The following is a 16,268-nucleotide window of genomic DNA, read 5'->3' as shown; positions in this document are numbered from 1 at the left end:
CGCGGCCGGGCAATACATCGACGGAGGACGAGCTAATGGCACGAGCGGTCGGTATCGACCTCGGGACGACCAACTCGGTCGTCGCGATTCTGGAGGGCGGCGAGCCCACCGTCATCGCGAACGCGGAGGGGTCGCGGACCACGCCGTCCGTCGTCGCCTTCGCCAAGAACGGTGAGGTCCTCGTCGGCGAGGTGGCCAAGCGCCAGGCCGTGACGAACGTGGATCGCACGATCCGCTCGGTCAAGCGTGAGATGGGCACCGACTGGAAGACCAGCATCGACGGCAAGGACTTCACGCCCCAGCAGATCAGCGCGTTCGTGCTGCAGAAGCTGAAGCGGGATGCCGAGTCCTACCTCGGTGAGACCATCACCGACGCCGTGATCACGGTCCCGGCGTACTTCTCCGACCACCAGCGGCAGGCCACCAAGGAGGCCGGCCAGATCGCGGGCCTCAACGTCCTGCGCATCATCAACGAGCCCACGTCGGCGGCGCTCGCCTACCACCTGGAGAAGGAGAACGAGGCGACCATCCTCGTCTTCGACCTCGGCGGCGGCACGTTCGACGTCTCCCTGCTCGAGGTCGGCGACGGCGTCGTGGAGGTCAAGGCCACGAGCGGCGACAACCACCTCGGCGGCGACGACTGGGACCAGAAGGTCGTCGAATGGCTGGTCACCAAGTTCAAGAACGCCAACGGCGTCGACCTGTCCAAGGACAAGATGGCGCTGCAGCGGCTGCGCGAGGCCGCCGAGAAGGCGAAGATCGAGCTGTCGTCCTCCGCGGAGACCAGCATCAACCTGCCCTACATCACGGCCTCGGCCGAGGGGCCGCTGCACCTGGACGAGAAGCTCAACCGGGCCGAGTTCCAGAAGCTGACCGCCGATCTGCTCGAGCGCTGCAGGAACCCCTTCCAGCAGGTCATCAAGGACGGCGGGGTCAGCGTCCGCGACATCGACCAGGTGGTCCTGGTCGGCGGCTCGACCCGGATGCCCGCGGTGTCGGAGCTGGTCAAGGAGCTGCTTAGCGGCAAGGAGGCCAACAAGGGCGTCAACCCCGACGAGGTCGTCGCGGTCGGCGCGTCCCTGCAGGCCGGTGTGCTCAAGGGCGAGGTCAAGGACGTCCTGCTGCTCGACGTCACCCCGCTGTCCCTCGGCATCGAGACCAAGGGCGGCATCTTCACCAAGCTCATCGAGCGGAACACCACGATCCCGACCAAGCGGTCCGAGACCTTCACGACCGCCGACGACAACCAGCCGTCCGTGGAGATCCAGGTCTACCAGGGCGAGCGTGAGATCGCGGCGTACAACAAGAAGCTCGGCAAGTTCACGCTCGCCGGGCTGCCCCCGGCGCCGCGCGGCGTGCCGCAGATCGAGGTCGCCTTCGACATCGACGCCAACGGCATCGTCAACGTGTCGGCGAAGGACCTGGGCACCGGCAAGGAGGAGAAGGTCGTCGTCACCAGCGGCTCCGCGCTGCCGAAGGACGACATCGACCGGATGATGCGCGAGGCGGAGGAGTACGCCGACGAGGACCGCAAGCGCAAGGAGGAGGCCGAGGTCCGCAACCAGGCCGACACTCTGTCCTACTCCACCGAGAAGTTCCTCCGCGAGAACGGCGACAAGATCCCCGAGGACCTCAAGAAGGAGGTCGAGGAGGCCGCCGCCGAGGTCAAGAAGAACCTCGAGGGCACCGACACCGACGCGATCCGCACCAGCGCCGAGAAGCTCGCCACGGTGAGCCAGAAGATGGGCGCGGCGATGTACGCCCAAAGCCAGGGTGAGGCCGGGGCCCAGGGCGACGCCGGGCCGGACGCGGCGACGCAGGACGCCACCCAGCAGGACGACGAGGTGGTCGACGCCGAGATCGTCGACGACGACAAGGACGTCAAGGGCGGTGCCGCGTGACCGAACCGACGAGCGAGGTGAGGACCGGGGTGAGCCGTCCGCGACGGCATGCCGCGGCCCGCCTCCCCGAGTCTCTGGGTGAGGAGGGACTGTGACGGAGCGCCAGCCGGATCAAGAGAACACCGGCCCGGTCATCCGTGACAAACGACGGATCGACCCCAAGACCGGCAAGGTGCGGGACGCGGCGGCGGCATCCGGTGGTTCGACGTCCGCCCCCGCCCCCGGCCGGGTCGCCGATTCCACCGAGGGAGCCGACACCGAGGGAGCCGAGGTGGCCAAGCTGAAGGCCCAGTTGGAGGAGCGCACCACCGATCTGCAGCGCCTGCAGGCGGAGTACTCCAACTACCGCAAGCGGGTCGAGCGCGACCGGGTGGCCGTACGCGAGCAGGCGCTCGCGAACGTGCTCACCGGACTGCTGCCGGTGCTCGACGACATCGGTCGTGCCCGTGACCACGAGGAGCTCACCGGCGGGTTCAAGTCCGTCGCCGAGACCCTCGAGACCGCGGTCGGGAAGCTCGGCCTGGTGCGGTTCGGGGAGAAGGGCGAGCCGTTCGACCCCACCGTTCACGAGGCGCTCATGCACTCGTACTCTGCCGATGTGACCGAGCCCACCTGTGTCGACGTCCTGCAGCCCGGCTATCGGATCGGTGACCGCGTCATGCGGGCCGCCCGGGTCGCGGTGGCCGAGCCCAGCGAGGACGCCGCACCGGGTGCCGACGCGGTGTCGGCCACGGCTCCGGCCGCGGGCGCGGGCGACGACACGGGCGCACGCGAAAGCACGGGCGGCGACGCGACGGGCACCGAGAAGTGACACCGTCCGGGCGGTCCCGGCCCACGGGATCGCCCGGACGACGAAGAACCGGCAATCGAGAAGAGAGGCGCCGTGAGCACCAAGGACTTCCTGGAGAAGGACTACTACAAGGTCCTCGGCGTCTCCAAGACAGCCACCCAGGACGAGATCAAAAAGTCCTACCGCAAGCTGGCACGGAAGTACCACCCCGACGCGAACAAGGGTGACAGCGAGTCCGAGGACCGGTTCAAGGAGATCTCCGAGGCCTACGACGTCCTGTCGGACGACAAGCGCCGCAAGGAGTACGACGAGGCGCGCAAGTTCGGCGTCGGCGGCTTCCGGTCGCAGCCGGGCGGCGGCTTCGGCTTCGACCTGGGCGACCTGTTCGGCAACCAGCCCGGCCAGGGCACGGGCACCGGTGAACGGATCGGCGACCTGTTCGGCGGGCTGTTCAACCGGGGTGCCGGCACCCGGCAGACCGGCCGGCGGGCCAGGCGCGGTGCCGACATCGAGTCTGAGGTGACGCTGTCGTTCGGCGAGGCCCTCGACGGCATCACGGTCCCGCTCCGGCTGTCCAGTGAGGCCGCGTGCGCAGGCTGCCGGGGCACCGGCGCCAAGGCCGGCACCGTGCCGCGCGTCTGCCCGTCGTGCGAGGGCACCGGGCAGGAGAACCGCAACATGGGCAACTTCTCGTTCGCCGAACCGTGCCGCGAGTGCCGCGGCCGCGGGCTGGTGGTGGACGATCCGTGCCCGATCTGCCACGGCAGCGGCCGGGCCACCGGCACCCGTACGATCCAGGCCCGCATCCCGGCCGGCGTCTCGGACTCCCAGAAGATCCGGCTCAAGGGCAAGGGTGCTCCCGGCGAGGCCGGCGGGCCCGCGGGCGACCTGTACGTCATCGTCAAGGTGGGCCCGCACAAGGTGTTCGGGCGCAGCGGCGACAACCTCACCATCACGGTTCCGATCACGTTCCCTGAGGCCGCGCTGGGCGCCGAGATCAAGGCGCCGACCCACCGCGGCCAGCCGGTGACCCTGCGGATCCCGTCCGGCACGCCCAACGGCCGTACGTTCCGGGTGCGCGGGCGCGGCGCGACCCGCCGCGACGGCACCAAGGGCGACCTGCTCGTCACGGTCGACGTGCAGGTGCCGCAGAAGCTCGACGACACCACACGCGAGACGCTCGAACGGCTCCGCGCCTCGGGCAGTGGTGACGACCTCCGCAGTGAGCTGCTCCAGTTGGCCCGGGAGGGGTGAACGGCATGACCTTCGCAGACGACGCTCCCGTCTACGTCATCTCGGTCGCGGCGCAGTTGTCCGGCCTGCATCCACAGACGCTGCGGACCTACGACCGCATGGGGCTCGTCTCACCAGGTCGTACGGCGGGCCGCGGCCGGCGCTACTCGATGCGCGACATCGAGATGCTGCGCGAGATCCAGCGGCTGTCCCAGGAGGAGGGCATCAACCTCGCCGGGATCAAGCACATCCTCGAGCTTCAGCGTGAGGCCGCGCGGCTGAGCGACGAGGTCGTACGGCTCCGTGGGCTGCTCGGCCACCTCGGCAACGAGCTGGAGTCGACCCGCGCGGTGGCGGCGCGGCTGGCCAAGCTGCGGCACGAGCCCGACCCGGGCAGGCAGGACCTCGTACCGATCCGCCAGACGACCAGCGTCGTGCTGTGGCGGCAACATAACGACAACACTTGATCCCACGCTCGGAGGCCGGGACCGAGGCCGCGCACGCCGTGCGCTGAGCAGCCGGCCCGGTCACGCGGGAGATGCCGGGGGTTCGGCGGGTGGGGACCGGAGGAGATACGCGTGGACTACAAGCTGACGCAGAGAAGCCAAGAGGCGGTGTCGGCCGCCGTCCGCAGGGCGGCCACCGAGGGCAACCCGCACGTCGAGCCGGTCCATCTGCTGGTGGCGCTGCTGGGTCAGAGCGACGGCATCGCCGGGCCCCTGCTCGAGGCGGTCGGCGCCGACTGGCGGACGCTGCGCACCCAGGCCGAGGAACGGCTCGCCGGCCTGCCCAAGGCCGCCGGGTCGACGGTGGGCGCGCCGCAGTACTCCCGCCCGTGGCTGGTCGCCATCAACACCGCCGCGAACCGCGCCAAGCAACTCGAGGACGAGTACGTCTCCACCGAACACCTGCTGGTCGCGCTGGCCGACAACGACCGCGACGCGGCCGGCTCGCTGCTGCAGGCCGCCGGAGCCACGCCAAAGGCCCTGCTGGACGCGTTCGAGAAGGTACGCGGCCACGCCAAGGTGACCACCGAGAACCCCGAGGCGACCTACCAGGCGCTGGAGAAGTACGGACTCGACCTCACCGAGCGCGCCCGCGCCGGCAAGCTCGACCCGGTCATCGGCCGCGACACCGAGATCCGCCGGGTGATCCAGGTCCTCAGCCGCCGGACGAAGAACAACCCCGTGCTCATCGGCGAGCCCGGCGTGGGCAAGACGGCGGTGGTCGAAGGGCTGGCCCAGCGGATCATCGCCGGAGACGTGCCGGAGTCGCTCCGCGACAAGCGCCTGGTGGCCCTCGACCTCGCCGCCATGGTGGCCGGTGCCAAGTTCCGCGGCGAGTTCGAGGAACGGCTCAAGGCCGTACTGGGCGAGATCAAGGAGAGCGACGGGCGGATCGTCACGTTCATCGACGAGCTGCACACCGTCGTCGGCGCGGGCTCGGCGGGCGACTCCTCGCTCGACGCGGGCAACATGCTCAAGCCCATGCTGGCCCGCGGCGAGCTCCGCATGATCGGCGCCACCACGCTGGACGAGTACCGCGAGCGGATCGAGAAGGACGCCGCCCTCGAGCGGCGCTTCCAGCAGGTCTTCGTCGGCGAGCCGTCGGCCGAGGACACGATCGCGATCCTGCGTGGGCTGAAGGGCCGGTACGAGGCGCACCACCAGGTGCAGATCTCCGACGCCGCCCTGGTCGCCGCCGCGACGCTGTCCGACCGCTACATCACCGCGCGCTTCCTGCCGGACAAGGCCATCGACCTGGTCGACGAGGCGGCGTCCCGGCTGCGCATGGAGATCGACTCCCGGCCGGTGGAGATCGACGAGCTGCAGCGTACGGTCGACCGGCTGAAGATGGAGGAGCTCGCGCTCACCAAGGAGTCCGACGACGCCTCCAAACAGCGGCTGGAGCGGCTGAAGACCGAGCTCGCCGACAAGCAGGAGCGGCTCAACGCCCTGGCCGCCCGCTGGGACCAGGAGAAGGCCGGCCTCAACCGGGTCGGTGAGCTGAAGAAGCAGCTCGACGACCTGGAGGTGCGGGAGAAGCAGGCGATCCGGGAGTTCGAGCGCACCGGCGAAGAGCAGTACCGGGTGCAGGCGTCCAAGCTCCGCTACGAGGACATCGAGCAGCTGAAGGGCGAGATCGAGGAGGCCGCGCAGAAGGCCGACGAGCTGAAGGCCGACGCGATGGTCAAGCAGGAGGTCGGCGCCGACGACGTCGCCGAGGTGGTCGCCTCGTGGACCGGGATCCCGGCCGGCCGGCTGCTGGAGGGCGAGACCGCGAAGCTACTGCGCATGGAGGAGGAGCTCGGCCGCCGGCTGATCGGTCAGGCGGCCGCCGTGCAGGCCGTGTCGGACGCGGTGCGGAGGGCTCGCGCGGGCGTCTCCGACCCGGACCGGCCGACCGGCTCGTTCCTGTTCCTCGGCCCGACCGGGGTCGGCAAGACCGAGCTGGCCAAGGCCCTCGCCGACTTCCTGTTCGATGACGAGCGTGCCATCACCCGCATCGACATGAGCGAGTACGGGGAGAAGCACAACGTGGCCCGGCTGGTCGGTGCTCCCCCCGGCTACATCGGCTATGAGGAGGGCGGCCAGCTCACCGAGGCGGTCCGCCGCCGCCCGTACGGCGTCGTGCTCCTCGACGAGGTGGAGAAGGCCCATGCCGAGGTCTTCGACATCCTGCTGCAGGTGCTCGACGACGGCCGGCTGACCGACGGCCAGGGCCGTACGGTCGACTTCCGGAACACCATCCTGATCATGACCTCGAACCTGGGGTCGCAGTTCCTGATCGACCCCAACATGGAGGGCGACGCCAAGCGCGAGGCGGTCATGCAGGCGGTGCGGGCGAGCTTCAAGCCGGAGTTCATCAACCGGCTCGACGCCACCATCATCTTCGACCCGCTCGAGACCGAGGAGCTGAGCCAGATCGTCGACCTGCAAGCGGCACGGCTGGCCAAGCGGCTCGCGGACCGGCGGCTCACGCTGACCGTCACCCCCGCCGCCCGCGAGTGGCTGGCGCTGTCCGGCTACAACCCGCTGTACGGAGCGCGGGAGCTGCGCCGCCTCATCGAGACGCGGATCGGCGACCAACTGGCCCGCGAACTGCTCGCGGGAAAGGTGCGCAACGGCGACGAGGTGGTGGTCGACGTCGACGAGGCCGCCGACACGCTCACGGTGAAGGCGGCCCAACCCGAGACGGTGTCCTTCGACAAGGAGTAGCGACCTCAGGCGAAATTCCAGTGCGCCGGGAGCTCGACACCGCAGAGCGCGCAGTAGAAGTAGCCGTCCTTGACCACATTCCGTTCGTCACAGCCCGGGCAACGACGGAACAGCAGCTTGTCGGTGAAGTCGCCCGGGTGGTGCAGGCCGGCCCTTTCGAGTGCGGTCGCCACCGCCGGCCAGGAGTCCGGGTCGGGACAGTAGCCCGTCGACTGGTTGCTGACCTCGGCCACCGTCCCCTCACCGGCCGTACCGGCGAACCGGATCTCACCCGCGGCCAGCACGTCCCGGCCGCCGGCGCACGCGACGTGCTCGCTGCGCCTCGGCGCCAGCCGCAACAGCCCATCGAGGCCGACGACGAAGGTGAACGGCTCGTCGAGGTCCTGGACGCGGCCGAGGGCCCGGAGCCCCCGGTCGAGGTCGGCCCGCGAGCCGATGACGGTGATCAGGTCCGCCGCCCCCGGCAGGTCGAGCAGATCGGCCGGGCCGACATAGCGGTATCGGCGCCGGTTCGCGGGCGGCGGGAGGGGCTCGGGTTCGGCGAACTCCCCCGGCCGTGATGGGCTCACCATCGGGCAGACGCTAGGGCGAGCGGCCTGGGAAGCGCGACCGGTTTTCCACCGCCGCGCCCGGTGACCACGCCGGCTCGGCTGGGAGTCGGCCCGGCCGCCACGACGCTGTCGCCCCTCCTCGACAGCCGGTCGATCGTGAGGGTCGGGCGGCGCCTCGTTGTCTCAGGCGGCCCACAGGGGTGGTGTTCCGGGTGGGTGGTGTTCGTGCAGTACGCGTCCGTCGGGTGCTGTGGCGGTGGTGGTGCCGTCGGGGTTGAGCTGTATGTCCCAGCCCCAGCTGTGCACGGCGATGAGGTGGTGAAAGCTGCACAGGGTCAGCAGGTTCCACAGCTCGGTCGGCCCATCCTTCGACCTGGGGATGATGTGGTGGACCTGTGACAGTGGTGCCGTGTGGTGGCACCCGGGGAAGCGGCACCCTTGGTCCCTGCGCCGTACGAGCCTTTCCAGTGCGGCGGGGACGGTCTTGTCGTCTTTTCCGGCGTCGAGCACAATGCTCGGGCCGGCGAGCGGGCGGTCGAGGAGTCGGGTGCGGAGGTAGGAGGCGAGCCCGCCCGGCCCGGAAAGAACGGCGACGGCCCAGCGAAGCATCCCGGCCTGCAAACAGGCATAGCTGTCCGCATCCAGGGGTCGCCGTGCATGCTCAAAGCTACTGCCATCGCACCCGCAGCCACGGTCGGGGCCAGGGCCAGGGCCGCAAGTAGAGCCGCAGTCGCTGTCGCGAACTGGACCGCTCACAGGCTGGCAGTCATGCGCGTGTCCCTTATCGGGAGGGTCAGGCTCGTGCGAACGGGTGTTCTGCTCAGCGGTGTGACCGGCGCAGGCGCTGCACGTGGCACCCGTCGTGGACTGCGTTAGGTGGTGGTTCAGCCATTCGTCTGTCATGGCGTTGAGGGCGTCGTAATCGATGTTGGCAATCACGGTTGGAGTGAGGGTCGAGTCGCAGGCGATTGCGGCGGCCAGGGTGTCGCTGATGGCTCCGATGCCTTCCAGCACCGCGCCAGCACCCAGCCCCGGCAACTCAGGCTGCACCGAACGCTGGACCCGCCCTCCCGGACGCACCGGAACGTCGGCGTCAGAAGCTTCGATCGGTCCACCGTCGAGTTCGTTGGCGTAGGGGTCGGCTTCGTCGCCGGTCCGCGTATCGTCTCCGGACGCCGTCTTGGGCAGAGACTCGGTCGGCGGCCCGGACGGCGGCCCGGGTGCCGGGTCGTCGTCTATAAGCAGGTCGTTGGTGGTGTCGCCGTGAAAGCGGCGGCGGGCCAGGTTGGCGGCGGTGCGCTCAACCCATTCCTGCTCGGCCTGGCGGGAACCGGGCAGGTTCCGCAGAGTGGCCAGGTCCATGCCGACCTTCACTTGGGGCTTGGACCCACCCCGTTCCGGGAGCAGATTGGAGGCGGCCAAGCGGCGCATGGCCTCGACCAGGGCATCGTGGCGACGCTGGGTCTTGGTGCGGGTGTCTTCCGGGCCTTGCTTGACCGCGAGCGCCTCGATCACCGTCTCGGTCAACGCCGTTCCCTCGGCGGTCAGATCCCCATTGAGTCGGCCCACCCCACCCAAGGTCTTCGACAGCGTCAGGTTACGTTCGGCATCCCGCCGGGCCTCCTCATCCTCCAGGCCATTCGGACGGAGCCGGCGGAGAGCGGCGTTGTGGATCTCAACCAGATCATCGAGTTCGGCGCCCGAGCTGGCGGCCTCGGTCAAGATCTCCTCGATCGTGTCGCGGTCGGCCGGTTCGAATTCCTTCACCAGGTCGGTGATCAACTGACCGACGGACTCCGTCACCTGCCCATCGGCGAGAGACTGGTGGACGTGCGCGTGACGCAGCTGCCGCAACGACCACCCCACCAACCGCTTGCCCGCGGCCGGGGTACAGCGAGTGAACCTCGCCAGCCACGCCCCCACCGAACGCTGCCCATCCGCAGCGGGGCCATTGGCGGAATGGAACGCGCCGATCAAGCTCGCGTACGCGGCACTTTCCTTGGCCTGCAACCGCGACCACGCATGTAATAACTCCGCCTGCGTCAATACCGGCAAAGTCGGCAGATCATCACTGTTCAGGAAATCCCACGCCGCCTCGACCATCGCCAACGCCTCCACCGCACACGACGGCGAAGACGCAGCACATGGACCAGACACAAGGGTCTCCAAGACTGGGAGGGACGCGGCTCGCCGCGAGGCTTATGCAATAAACTTATCGCACAGGTGTTCGAGATTCAATGCCTATTCCAAAACCTCTGAACGCCATGGACCCGCCACCGAACAAACACATCACCTATCCGGCAAATTGCCGAGATCAATTACCCGACCGACGTTGCGTGACACGCCACTGGCTAATGAATGACGACTGTCGCGAGGCCGCGGAGGGCATGTACGAACTCGTCGGTGCCCTTGACGCCTCTACGGTCATGGCGTGACGCTAACGCGCGCCGGACGACCCGCACATGAGGCCGGTCGCGCCTCAGGACGTGATGTGGCGCAGGGTGTAGTCGGCGGCGGCGTAGTCGCCGCCCTGTGGCCCCCGCCCGGCGAAGAACGCGTCGGCATCGGGAAACCGGTCGGCGTAGCGCTCCGCGTCGTCGCGGGGCATGTAGCCGATCTCGTCGGGCAGTTTCCAGAACCGGCGGGAGTTGGCCGACACGGCGTAGAACGCGGCGAAGCCGATGTCGGGAGCGGTGAGCGAGGCCAGGACGAAACCGGCGCAGTCGCGCGGGCTCAGCCAGGTCGCCAGGTGACGGACCTCGCCGGGCTCGTCCTCGAGGCTGCCGATGCGCAGGCACACCACGCTCAGGCCGAACTTGTCCGCGTAGAGCCGCGCCAGTGCCTCGACCGCGACCTTGCTGACGCCGTACAGGCCGTCGGGTCGCGGCGGCATCTCGGGCGCCACGATCTCGGCGGCCGGGTAGCAGCCGGTCAGCCGGTTGCTGCTGGCCAGCACCACGCGGCCGACGCCGGTGCGCCGGGCCCCTCCAGCACGTGATGAGCACCGAGCACGTTGCCTTCGAGCAGGTCGGGGAGCGGTGCCTCGTCGGCGACGCCGGCGAGGTGGACGACCGCGTCGGCACCCGCGACGACCTCCGCCGCGACCTCGGCACTCGACAGGTCGACCCGCCTGACGACTTCGACGGGCGACTCGGCGGCCATCGGCACCCGGTCGACCAGGACCAGCCGCTCGGCCTCAGCGCGCAACGGAGCCCGCAACGCCGACCCGACCAGCCCGGCGGCGCCTGTCATCACCACGGTTCCAAGGGACATGGCGGGCACTCTCTCATGGCCCGCCGACAGATCCGGGCCCTCAGAGGAACAGCGCGGACAACCGGGGAAGGCGCCGACTCATCTCGTCCTCGTCGTCCCGGCCGGATTCGATCAAGGATCGGAGCACCTCCAGGTGCCCTGATCCTTGATCGACATCGGTCCTCGACCGCCGATCTCGCCGCCCGGCCGGTTCAGGGCCCGGCCGAAGGCCTCACGCGACCCGCTGCTCGGATTCGGCGCACCGATCTCAATCAGGCGAGCAGCAGGGAAACGTCGTACTTCTGGATTTCGCTGTCCCGGGTGACGAGGGTCAGGCCTTCGCACAGTGCCTGCGCGACGAGCATGCGGTCGAAGGGGTCGCGATGCAGAGATGGCAGCCGACCGGCGGTGAGGGCGTGACGAGAGGTGATCGGCAATTCCCGAAGCTCGCTACCGGCCACTCGTTCGGGCAGGTCCGCCGGCCCGACCTTTCCCAGCGCCTGCTTGATCGCGATTTCCCATACGCTCGCGGCGCTGACGAAGACGTCGAGTTCGGTATCGATCATCACTTTGACGTCCTCGGTCAGACCAGGATCGTCCGCCAGCCACCACAGGACCACGTGGGTGTCCAGGAGCAGCCTCACGGCTCCATCCCGAAATCCGTGGCGATGGATGCGTTGGTCTCGGGAGAATCCCAATCATCGGCCAGGACGAGTTGACCTCGCAGCGACCCCCGGCCGGTGCGATGAATCTCGGCGCGCAGGGGCACCACCTTGGCCACGGGCTTGCCCGCCCGGCTGATGACGACCTCGCCGCCTTGTTCGACCCGCTCGATGATGCGCGAAAGCTGCGTCTTGGCCTCGTGGATGTTGTACTGCTCAGCCGCTTCCATGACCGGCACCTCCTGTGAACTAAGTCTAGTTTAGTTCGCCAGCTCACCTTCCGCTGCGACCGCGTGCGTCCGACCATGCGCCCTCAGTTTCCACGGGTCGATACGACCGCGGTGGTCAGGAGGCCGAGACCAGTCCGGTGGCGACCAGCGTGAGCACGACGACACCGAGGATCACCCGGTAGCCGATGAAGACGGTGTAGGTGTGCTTCGCGATGAACTTGAGCAGCCACGCCACCGCGACGTAGGCCACCAAGAAGCTCACCACCGTGGCGGTGATCGTCGCGGGCCAGCCGACGCCCTTGGATATCGCATCGAACTCGTCGACGATCTGGAGTGCGCCGGCGGCGGTCAGCGCGGGGACCGACAGGAAGAACGACAGCTTGGTGACCGTGACCCGGTCGAGGCCGCGCAGCAGACCGGCGGACATCGTCGCGCCCGAGCGGGAGACCCCCGGGATCAGCGCCAGGCACTGGACCAGCCCGATGACCAGGGTGTCCTTCCAGGTCACGTCCTTCTCGTCCCTGGACTGGGTGGCGGTCCTGTCGGCGAAGTACATCACCCCGCTCCACAGGATCAGCGCCGATCCGACGAACCAGAGGTTGCGCAGCGTCGTCTCGATCTGGTCCTTGAACAGCAGGCCGACGATGCCGATCGGAATCGCGCCGAGGAGCACCGCCCATGCCTGGCGGTAGTCGAGATTGCCCCGGTGCTCGCGGCGGATCACGCCTCGCACCCCTGCGCCGATCAGCCGCGCGAAGTCGGCGCGGAAGTAGAGCAAGGTCGCCAGAACGGCGCCGACCTGGATGATCGCGGTGAACGCCGTGATATCCGGGTCGTCGGGGGAGTGGCCGAGCAGACTCTCCAGGATCGTCAGGTGCCCGGTGCTGGAGATCGGGAGAAACTCGGTCAGCCCCTCCACGACGCCGAGGAAGACCGCTTCCAGGATGTTCAAGGTGACCCTCTTACTGGTTCATCGGTGTATGCCATGCCGCGGGTACGGTCGTCCACCGCAACCGGACTGATCTCGCTGCTCTGCTCAGAGGTACGCGCCGCAGACATGAAGCCCCGCGACGCTTACGCCCGGATCGAGGAACTTCGTCGGCGCCAGCAGAGACCGTACTGATCGTCGCCAGATCGGCAAAACTCACTATCGGCACCGAGCGCACCTTACTTCGGTCGGGCACGCTCGTACGGCCGAACGGATCATCATGGCCCTCGGCGAAACAGCTTCCGGCCAAGCCCGGGTGCACTCTGCCGACACGAGAACGGGCCACCGTGGCTTGATAAATGCGTTGCCCGGGTTCAGGCGGGTTGCCACTCTTGCCAGGACGTGCTTTATCGGCACCTTTCACGAAGGGAATGGCATGTCCACGCTGCGGGTGGCCGCGGAACAGCTGACCATCCACCCCCACGAGAACGCCGACGCGCTCGAACTGGCCCAGGTCGGGCTGTACCGGGCCGTCGTCGCCAAGGGGCGGTACCGCACCGGCGACTGGGCGCTCTACATCCCCGAGGGCTCCCTGCTGCCGGCTGAGCTGATCGAGGAGCTCGGGCTCACCGGCAGGCTGGCGGGTTCGCAGAAGAATCGCGTCAAGGCCGTACGGCTGCGCGGCGAGCTGTCCCAGGGCATCATCTGCAATCCACAGGCTGTGGACGACATCGACCTCGCCGCCGCGAACGCCGACGACCGGGACTTCGCGGCCGAACTCGGCGTCACCAAGTGGGTGCCGCCGATCCCCGTGCACATGGCCGGGGAGATGCTCCCTGCGCCCGACCTGATCCCGTGGATCGAGATCGAGGACGTCAAGCGCTACCCCACCATCTTCGAGCCCGGAGAACCGGTCGTGGCGACCGAGAAGGTGCACGGCACGGCGTGCCTGTTCACGCTCGCGCTCGACGAACGCGGCGTGGCCACCGGCGCGGACGGCTCCGTGACCGGCGACTACTTCGTCTCCTCCAAGGGCTTCGGCCCCAAGCGCCTGGCGATCGCGCACGACGCCAAGAACCTGTACTGGCGCGCGATCGAAGGCCACGGCGTGCTCAAGGCGGCCGCGCGGATCGCCGAGCTGTTCGACACCGAGCGGGTCGGCGTCTTCGGCGAGGTCTTCGGCAAGGGCGTGCAGGACCTGGCCTATGGCACGACCGCCGGGGGTGAGAGGCCGGGTTACGCCGTCTTCGACGTCGCCGTTCAGATGCCCGGCGTCGTGCGGTGGCTCGACCCCGCCGAGCTGGCCGACGTGCTGGAGAAGGTCGGACTGCCCGCCGTGCCGCGCCTGTACGAGGGACCGTACGACGAGGCCGCGCTCATCGAGCTGGCGACCGGCCGCGAGACCGTGTCCGGGGCGTCCGAGCACCTGCGCGAGGGCCTGGTCGTCCGGTCGGCCACGAGCCGCTACAGCACGGTGACCGGCGGCCGCGCCATCGCCAAGTTCGTGTCCCCGGCGTACCTGACCCGCAAGGGCGGCACGGAGTACGAGTGACCGCGCGCCCGCCGAGCGCGCGACGTGGAAGGCCACGGGCGCTTCGCCGGCCGTTCCCTCGGGGGCGGGGACGGCCGACGGAGTCCGCGCGCACGCACGGTGACCTCCGGCGGCGCGGACACGGCGATGTTCCGAGGCCGGTAACCCCCGGCAGGTGGACGCGCCGCGCTGGGTCGGATAGAGATGCCCTTTATGACGCGTTTGGTGCTCGGCCCCCTGCTCCGCCACGTCGACGACCGCTGCGCGACCATCTGGGTGGAGACCGACCTTCCAGGTGAAGTGCGGGTCCTCGACTTCACAGCGCACACCTTCACCGTCCACGGCCACCACTACGCCCTCGTGGAGGTCGACGGGCTCGAGCCGGGTTCGGAGACCCCCTACGAGGTCGCGCTCGACGGCGAGAAGGTCTGGCCCGAGCCGGACTCGCCCTTCCCCCCGAGCCGGATCCGCACCATCGGGGGCCACGACGAGTTGCGGCTCGCGTTCGGGTCATGCCGCCGGTCGCCGGCGGCCGAGACCGCCTACGGGACCGACACGCTCATCGCGTACGCGCACCGGCTCGCCGAGGGCGGCGACCCGCCCAGCGTGCTGCTCATGATCGGTGACCAGGTCTACGCCGACGAACTCGGCGACAAGATGCGGAAGTTCATCACCGACCGCCGCGGCGACCAGGAGCCGCGGGGCGAGCTCTCCGACTTCGAGGAGTACTGCCACCTCTACCGGCTCGCCTGGGGCGAGGACGAGGCCGTGCGCTGGCTGTTGTCGACCGTGCCGACCCTCATGATCTTCGATGACCACGACATCCGCGACGACTGGAACACCTCGTACACCTGGCGCAAGGAGATGTGGTCACAGCCGTGGTGGCGCGAACGCATCGTCGGCGGGCTCGGCACGTACTGGATCTACCAGCACCTCGGGAACCTCTCCGCGCGCGACCGCGCCGAGGATCCGCTGTACGCGAAGGTACGGGCGGCCGCCGACGGCGGGGAACTGCTGGACGAGTTCGCCGAGCGCGCCGACGAGGCACCCGAGACCAGTCGCTGGAGCTACGCGCACGACTACGGCGACACGCGCCTCGTCGTGGTCGACAGCCGTAGCTCCCGGCTGCTCACCGCGGAGCGGAGGGCCATGCTCGACGACAGGGAACTGGAGTGGTTCGAGGAGCAGTGCGCGGGCGACTTCGACCACCTCCTGATCGCCAGTTCCCTCCCGTACCTGCTGCCCGCCTCGATCCACCACGCCGAGGCATGGAACGAGGCGGTGGCGGAGGGCGCCTGGGGCAAGCGGGCGGCGCGCATCGGCGAGAAGATACGGCAGGGCGCGGACCTGGAGCACTGGGCCGCCTTCGAGACCTCGTTCCGCACCGTCGCCGAGGACATCCTGAAGGTGGCGCGCGGAGAGCAGGGCCGGGCACCGGCCGGTATCGCGTTCCTGTCCGGCGACGTGCACTACTCCTATCTCGCCCGCGTCACCACACCCTCGGGCGGAACCCCGATCTCACAGGTGGTGTGCTCACCACTGCGCAACCCACTGGAGGGGAAGTTCAAGCTGGCCCAGAAGCTGGCGTGCAACGGCGTGCTCACCTCGGCCCTGCGAGCGCTCGCCCGCAGCGCCAAGGTGCCGAGGCCGCCGATCAGGTGGCGGATGACCAAGGGGCCATGGTTCGACAACGCGATAGCGACGATCGAGATTCGCGGCCGCGTCTCCACGGTCGTGTGGGAGACGCCGGACGGAGCCACCTCACTGGCGGAGCTCGGCCGCGCCGAGCTTTCCACCTGAACGGGCCGCAGACCTACGGCTACAGCCGCCCATACTCCATACTTTCCGGGAAGAGTGACGAATCGCCGTATTGGCTTACGGCCGTTTGAGACTTCACTACGCTATGGGTGCCCGGGGTCCTTCGATGGCTCGTGTCTACCGCACAGTGGGTCGAGATGGTCTCGTGTTGACG

The 16,268-nt window shown here is 69.0% G+C and carries 14 protein-coding genes; 7 read left to right on the top strand and 7 right to left on the bottom strand.

The genetic code is table 11. From position 1 onward, the window contains the following. Window positions 1-35: 35 nt before the first annotated feature. The 5 genes from dnaK to clpB all read left to right on the top strand — a co-directional run bounded on the left by dnaK (window position 36) and on the right by clpB (window position 7,142). Window positions 36-1,901, top strand: a complete 1,866-nt coding sequence (dnaK, locus tag HKK74_RS15380) for a molecular chaperone DnaK (protein WP_187243894.1) — start codon at window positions 36-38, stop codon at window positions 1,899-1,901. A gap of 91 nt (window positions 1,902-1,992) precedes the next feature. Beyond that, window positions 1,993-2,712, top strand: a complete 720-nt coding sequence (gene grpE / locus HKK74_RS15375) for a nucleotide exchange factor GrpE (RefSeq protein ID WP_187243893.1) — start codon at window positions 1,993-1,995, stop codon at window positions 2,710-2,712. Between the two features lie 72 nt (window positions 2,713-2,784). Further along, the gene (gene dnaJ, locus HKK74_RS15370; protein ID WP_187243892.1) at window positions 2,785-3,945 is read left to right on the top strand and encodes a molecular chaperone DnaJ; all 1,161 of its coding nucleotides are present in this window, start codon (window positions 2,785-2,787) and stop codon (window positions 3,943-3,945) included. A 5-nt stretch (window positions 3,946-3,950) separates the two neighbouring features. After that, window positions 3,951-4,391, top strand: coding sequence for a heat shock protein transcriptional repressor HspR (locus HKK74_RS15365; protein ID WP_187243891.1), 441 nt, complete (start codon window positions 3,951-3,953; stop codon window positions 4,389-4,391). Between the two features lie 111 nt (window positions 4,392-4,502). Then, on the top strand, window positions 4,503-7,142 hold the full coding sequence (gene clpB, locus HKK74_RS15360; protein ID WP_187243890.1) for an ATP-dependent chaperone ClpB: 2,640 nt from the start codon (window positions 4,503-4,505) through the stop codon (window positions 7,140-7,142). Window positions 7,143-7,147: 5 nt separating this feature from the next. Here clpB and HKK74_RS15355 read toward each other — a convergent pair whose 3' ends face one another. The 7 genes from HKK74_RS15355 to HKK74_RS15330 all read right to left on the bottom strand — a co-directional run bounded on the left by HKK74_RS15355 (window position 7,148) and on the right by HKK74_RS15330 (window position 12,789). Continuing rightward, window positions 7,148-7,714 (bottom strand): hypothetical protein, encoded by a 567-nt coding sequence (locus HKK74_RS15355; RefSeq protein WP_246491599.1) that lies wholly within the window; start codon window positions 7,712-7,714, stop codon window positions 7,148-7,150. A 162-nt stretch (window positions 7,715-7,876) separates the two neighbouring features. Next, a complete protein-coding gene (locus HKK74_RS15350; protein WP_187243889.1) occupies window positions 7,877-9,796 on the bottom strand; it encodes an HNH endonuclease signature motif containing protein in 1,920 nt (639 codons plus the stop codon). Between the two features lie 376 nt (window positions 9,797-10,172). Then, window positions 10,173-10,652 (bottom strand): NAD-dependent epimerase/dehydratase family protein, encoded by a 480-nt coding sequence (locus HKK74_RS40850; RefSeq protein ID WP_312881500.1) that lies wholly within the window; start codon window positions 10,650-10,652, stop codon window positions 10,173-10,175. After that, window positions 10,625-10,966, bottom strand: coding sequence for an NAD-dependent epimerase/dehydratase family protein (locus HKK74_RS40845; protein ID WP_281397785.1), 342 nt, complete (start codon window positions 10,964-10,966; stop codon window positions 10,625-10,627). The genes HKK74_RS40850 and HKK74_RS40845 overlap by 28 nt, the downstream gene beginning before the upstream one ends. Window positions 10,967-11,217: 251 nt before the next feature. Continuing rightward, entirely contained in the window at window positions 11,218-11,589 is a 372-nt protein-coding gene (locus HKK74_RS15340) for a type II toxin-antitoxin system VapC family toxin (protein ID WP_187243888.1), read from the bottom strand. Next, window positions 11,586-11,837 carry a type II toxin-antitoxin system Phd/YefM family antitoxin gene (locus HKK74_RS15335; RefSeq protein WP_187243887.1) on the bottom strand — a complete coding sequence of 84 codons (252 nt, stop codon included), beginning with the start codon at window positions 11,835-11,837 and terminating at the stop codon, window positions 11,586-11,588. The genes HKK74_RS15340 and HKK74_RS15335 overlap by 4 nt, the downstream gene beginning before the upstream one ends. 115 nt (window positions 11,838-11,952) lie before the next feature. Further along, complete coding sequence (locus HKK74_RS15330) at window positions 11,953-12,789, bottom strand: undecaprenyl-diphosphate phosphatase (protein WP_187243886.1); 837 nt, start codon at window positions 12,787-12,789, stop codon at window positions 11,953-11,955. 412 nt (window positions 12,790-13,201) lie between these two features. Here HKK74_RS15330 and HKK74_RS15325 point away from each other — a divergent pair, with 412 nt between their 5' ends. Together HKK74_RS15325 and HKK74_RS15320 are read left to right on the top strand one after the other, a co-directional pair. Beyond that, entirely contained in the window at window positions 13,202-14,317 is a 1,116-nt protein-coding gene (locus HKK74_RS15325) for an RNA ligase (ATP) (RefSeq protein WP_187243885.1), read from the top strand. A 192-nt stretch (window positions 14,318-14,509) separates the two neighbouring features. After that, window positions 14,510-16,096 carry an alkaline phosphatase D family protein gene (locus tag HKK74_RS15320; RefSeq protein WP_187243884.1) on the top strand — a complete coding sequence of 529 codons (1,587 nt, stop codon included), beginning with the start codon at window positions 14,510-14,512 and terminating at the stop codon, window positions 16,094-16,096. The last annotated feature ends 172 nt before the right edge of the window (window positions 16,097-16,268 follow it).

Origin of the sequence: Actinomadura alba (assembly GCF_014323705.1) — a bacterium.
Lineage (GTDB): Bacteria > Actinomycetota > Actinomycetes > Streptosporangiales > Streptosporangiaceae > Actinomadura_C > Actinomadura_C alba.
This window is presented reverse-complemented; position numbering and strand designations above follow the sequence as displayed.

Bases quoted from the DNA above. Each gene is read 5' to 3' on its own strand.
- HKK74_RS15335 (WP_187243887.1), bottom strand. From the start codon at position 11,837: ATGGAAGCGGCTGAGCAGTACAACATCCACGAGGCCAAGACGCAGCTT.
- HKK74_RS40845 (WP_281397785.1), bottom strand. From the start codon at position 10,966: ATGTCCCTTGGAACCGTGGTGATGACAGGCGCCGCCGGGCTGGTCGGG.
- HKK74_RS15365 (WP_187243891.1), top strand. From the start codon at position 3,951: ATGACCTTCGCAGACGACGCTCCCGTCTACGTCATCTCGGTCGCGGCG.
- HKK74_RS15355 (WP_246491599.1), bottom strand. From the start codon at position 7,714: ATGGTGAGCCCATCACGGCCGGGGGAGTTCGCCGAACCCGAGCCCCTC.
- HKK74_RS15325 (WP_187243885.1), top strand. From the start codon at position 13,202: ATGTCCACGCTGCGGGTGGCCGCGGAACAGCTGACCATCCACCCCCAC.
- dnaK (WP_187243894.1), top strand. From the start codon at position 36: ATGGCACGAGCGGTCGGTATCGACCTCGGGACGACCAACTCGGTCGTC.
- HKK74_RS15320 (WP_187243884.1), top strand. From the start codon at position 14,510: ATGACGCGTTTGGTGCTCGGCCCCCTGCTCCGCCACGTCGACGACCGC.
- HKK74_RS15350 (WP_187243889.1), bottom strand. From the start codon at position 9,796: ATGGTCGAGGCGGCGTGGGATTTCCTGAACAGTGATGATCTGCCGACT.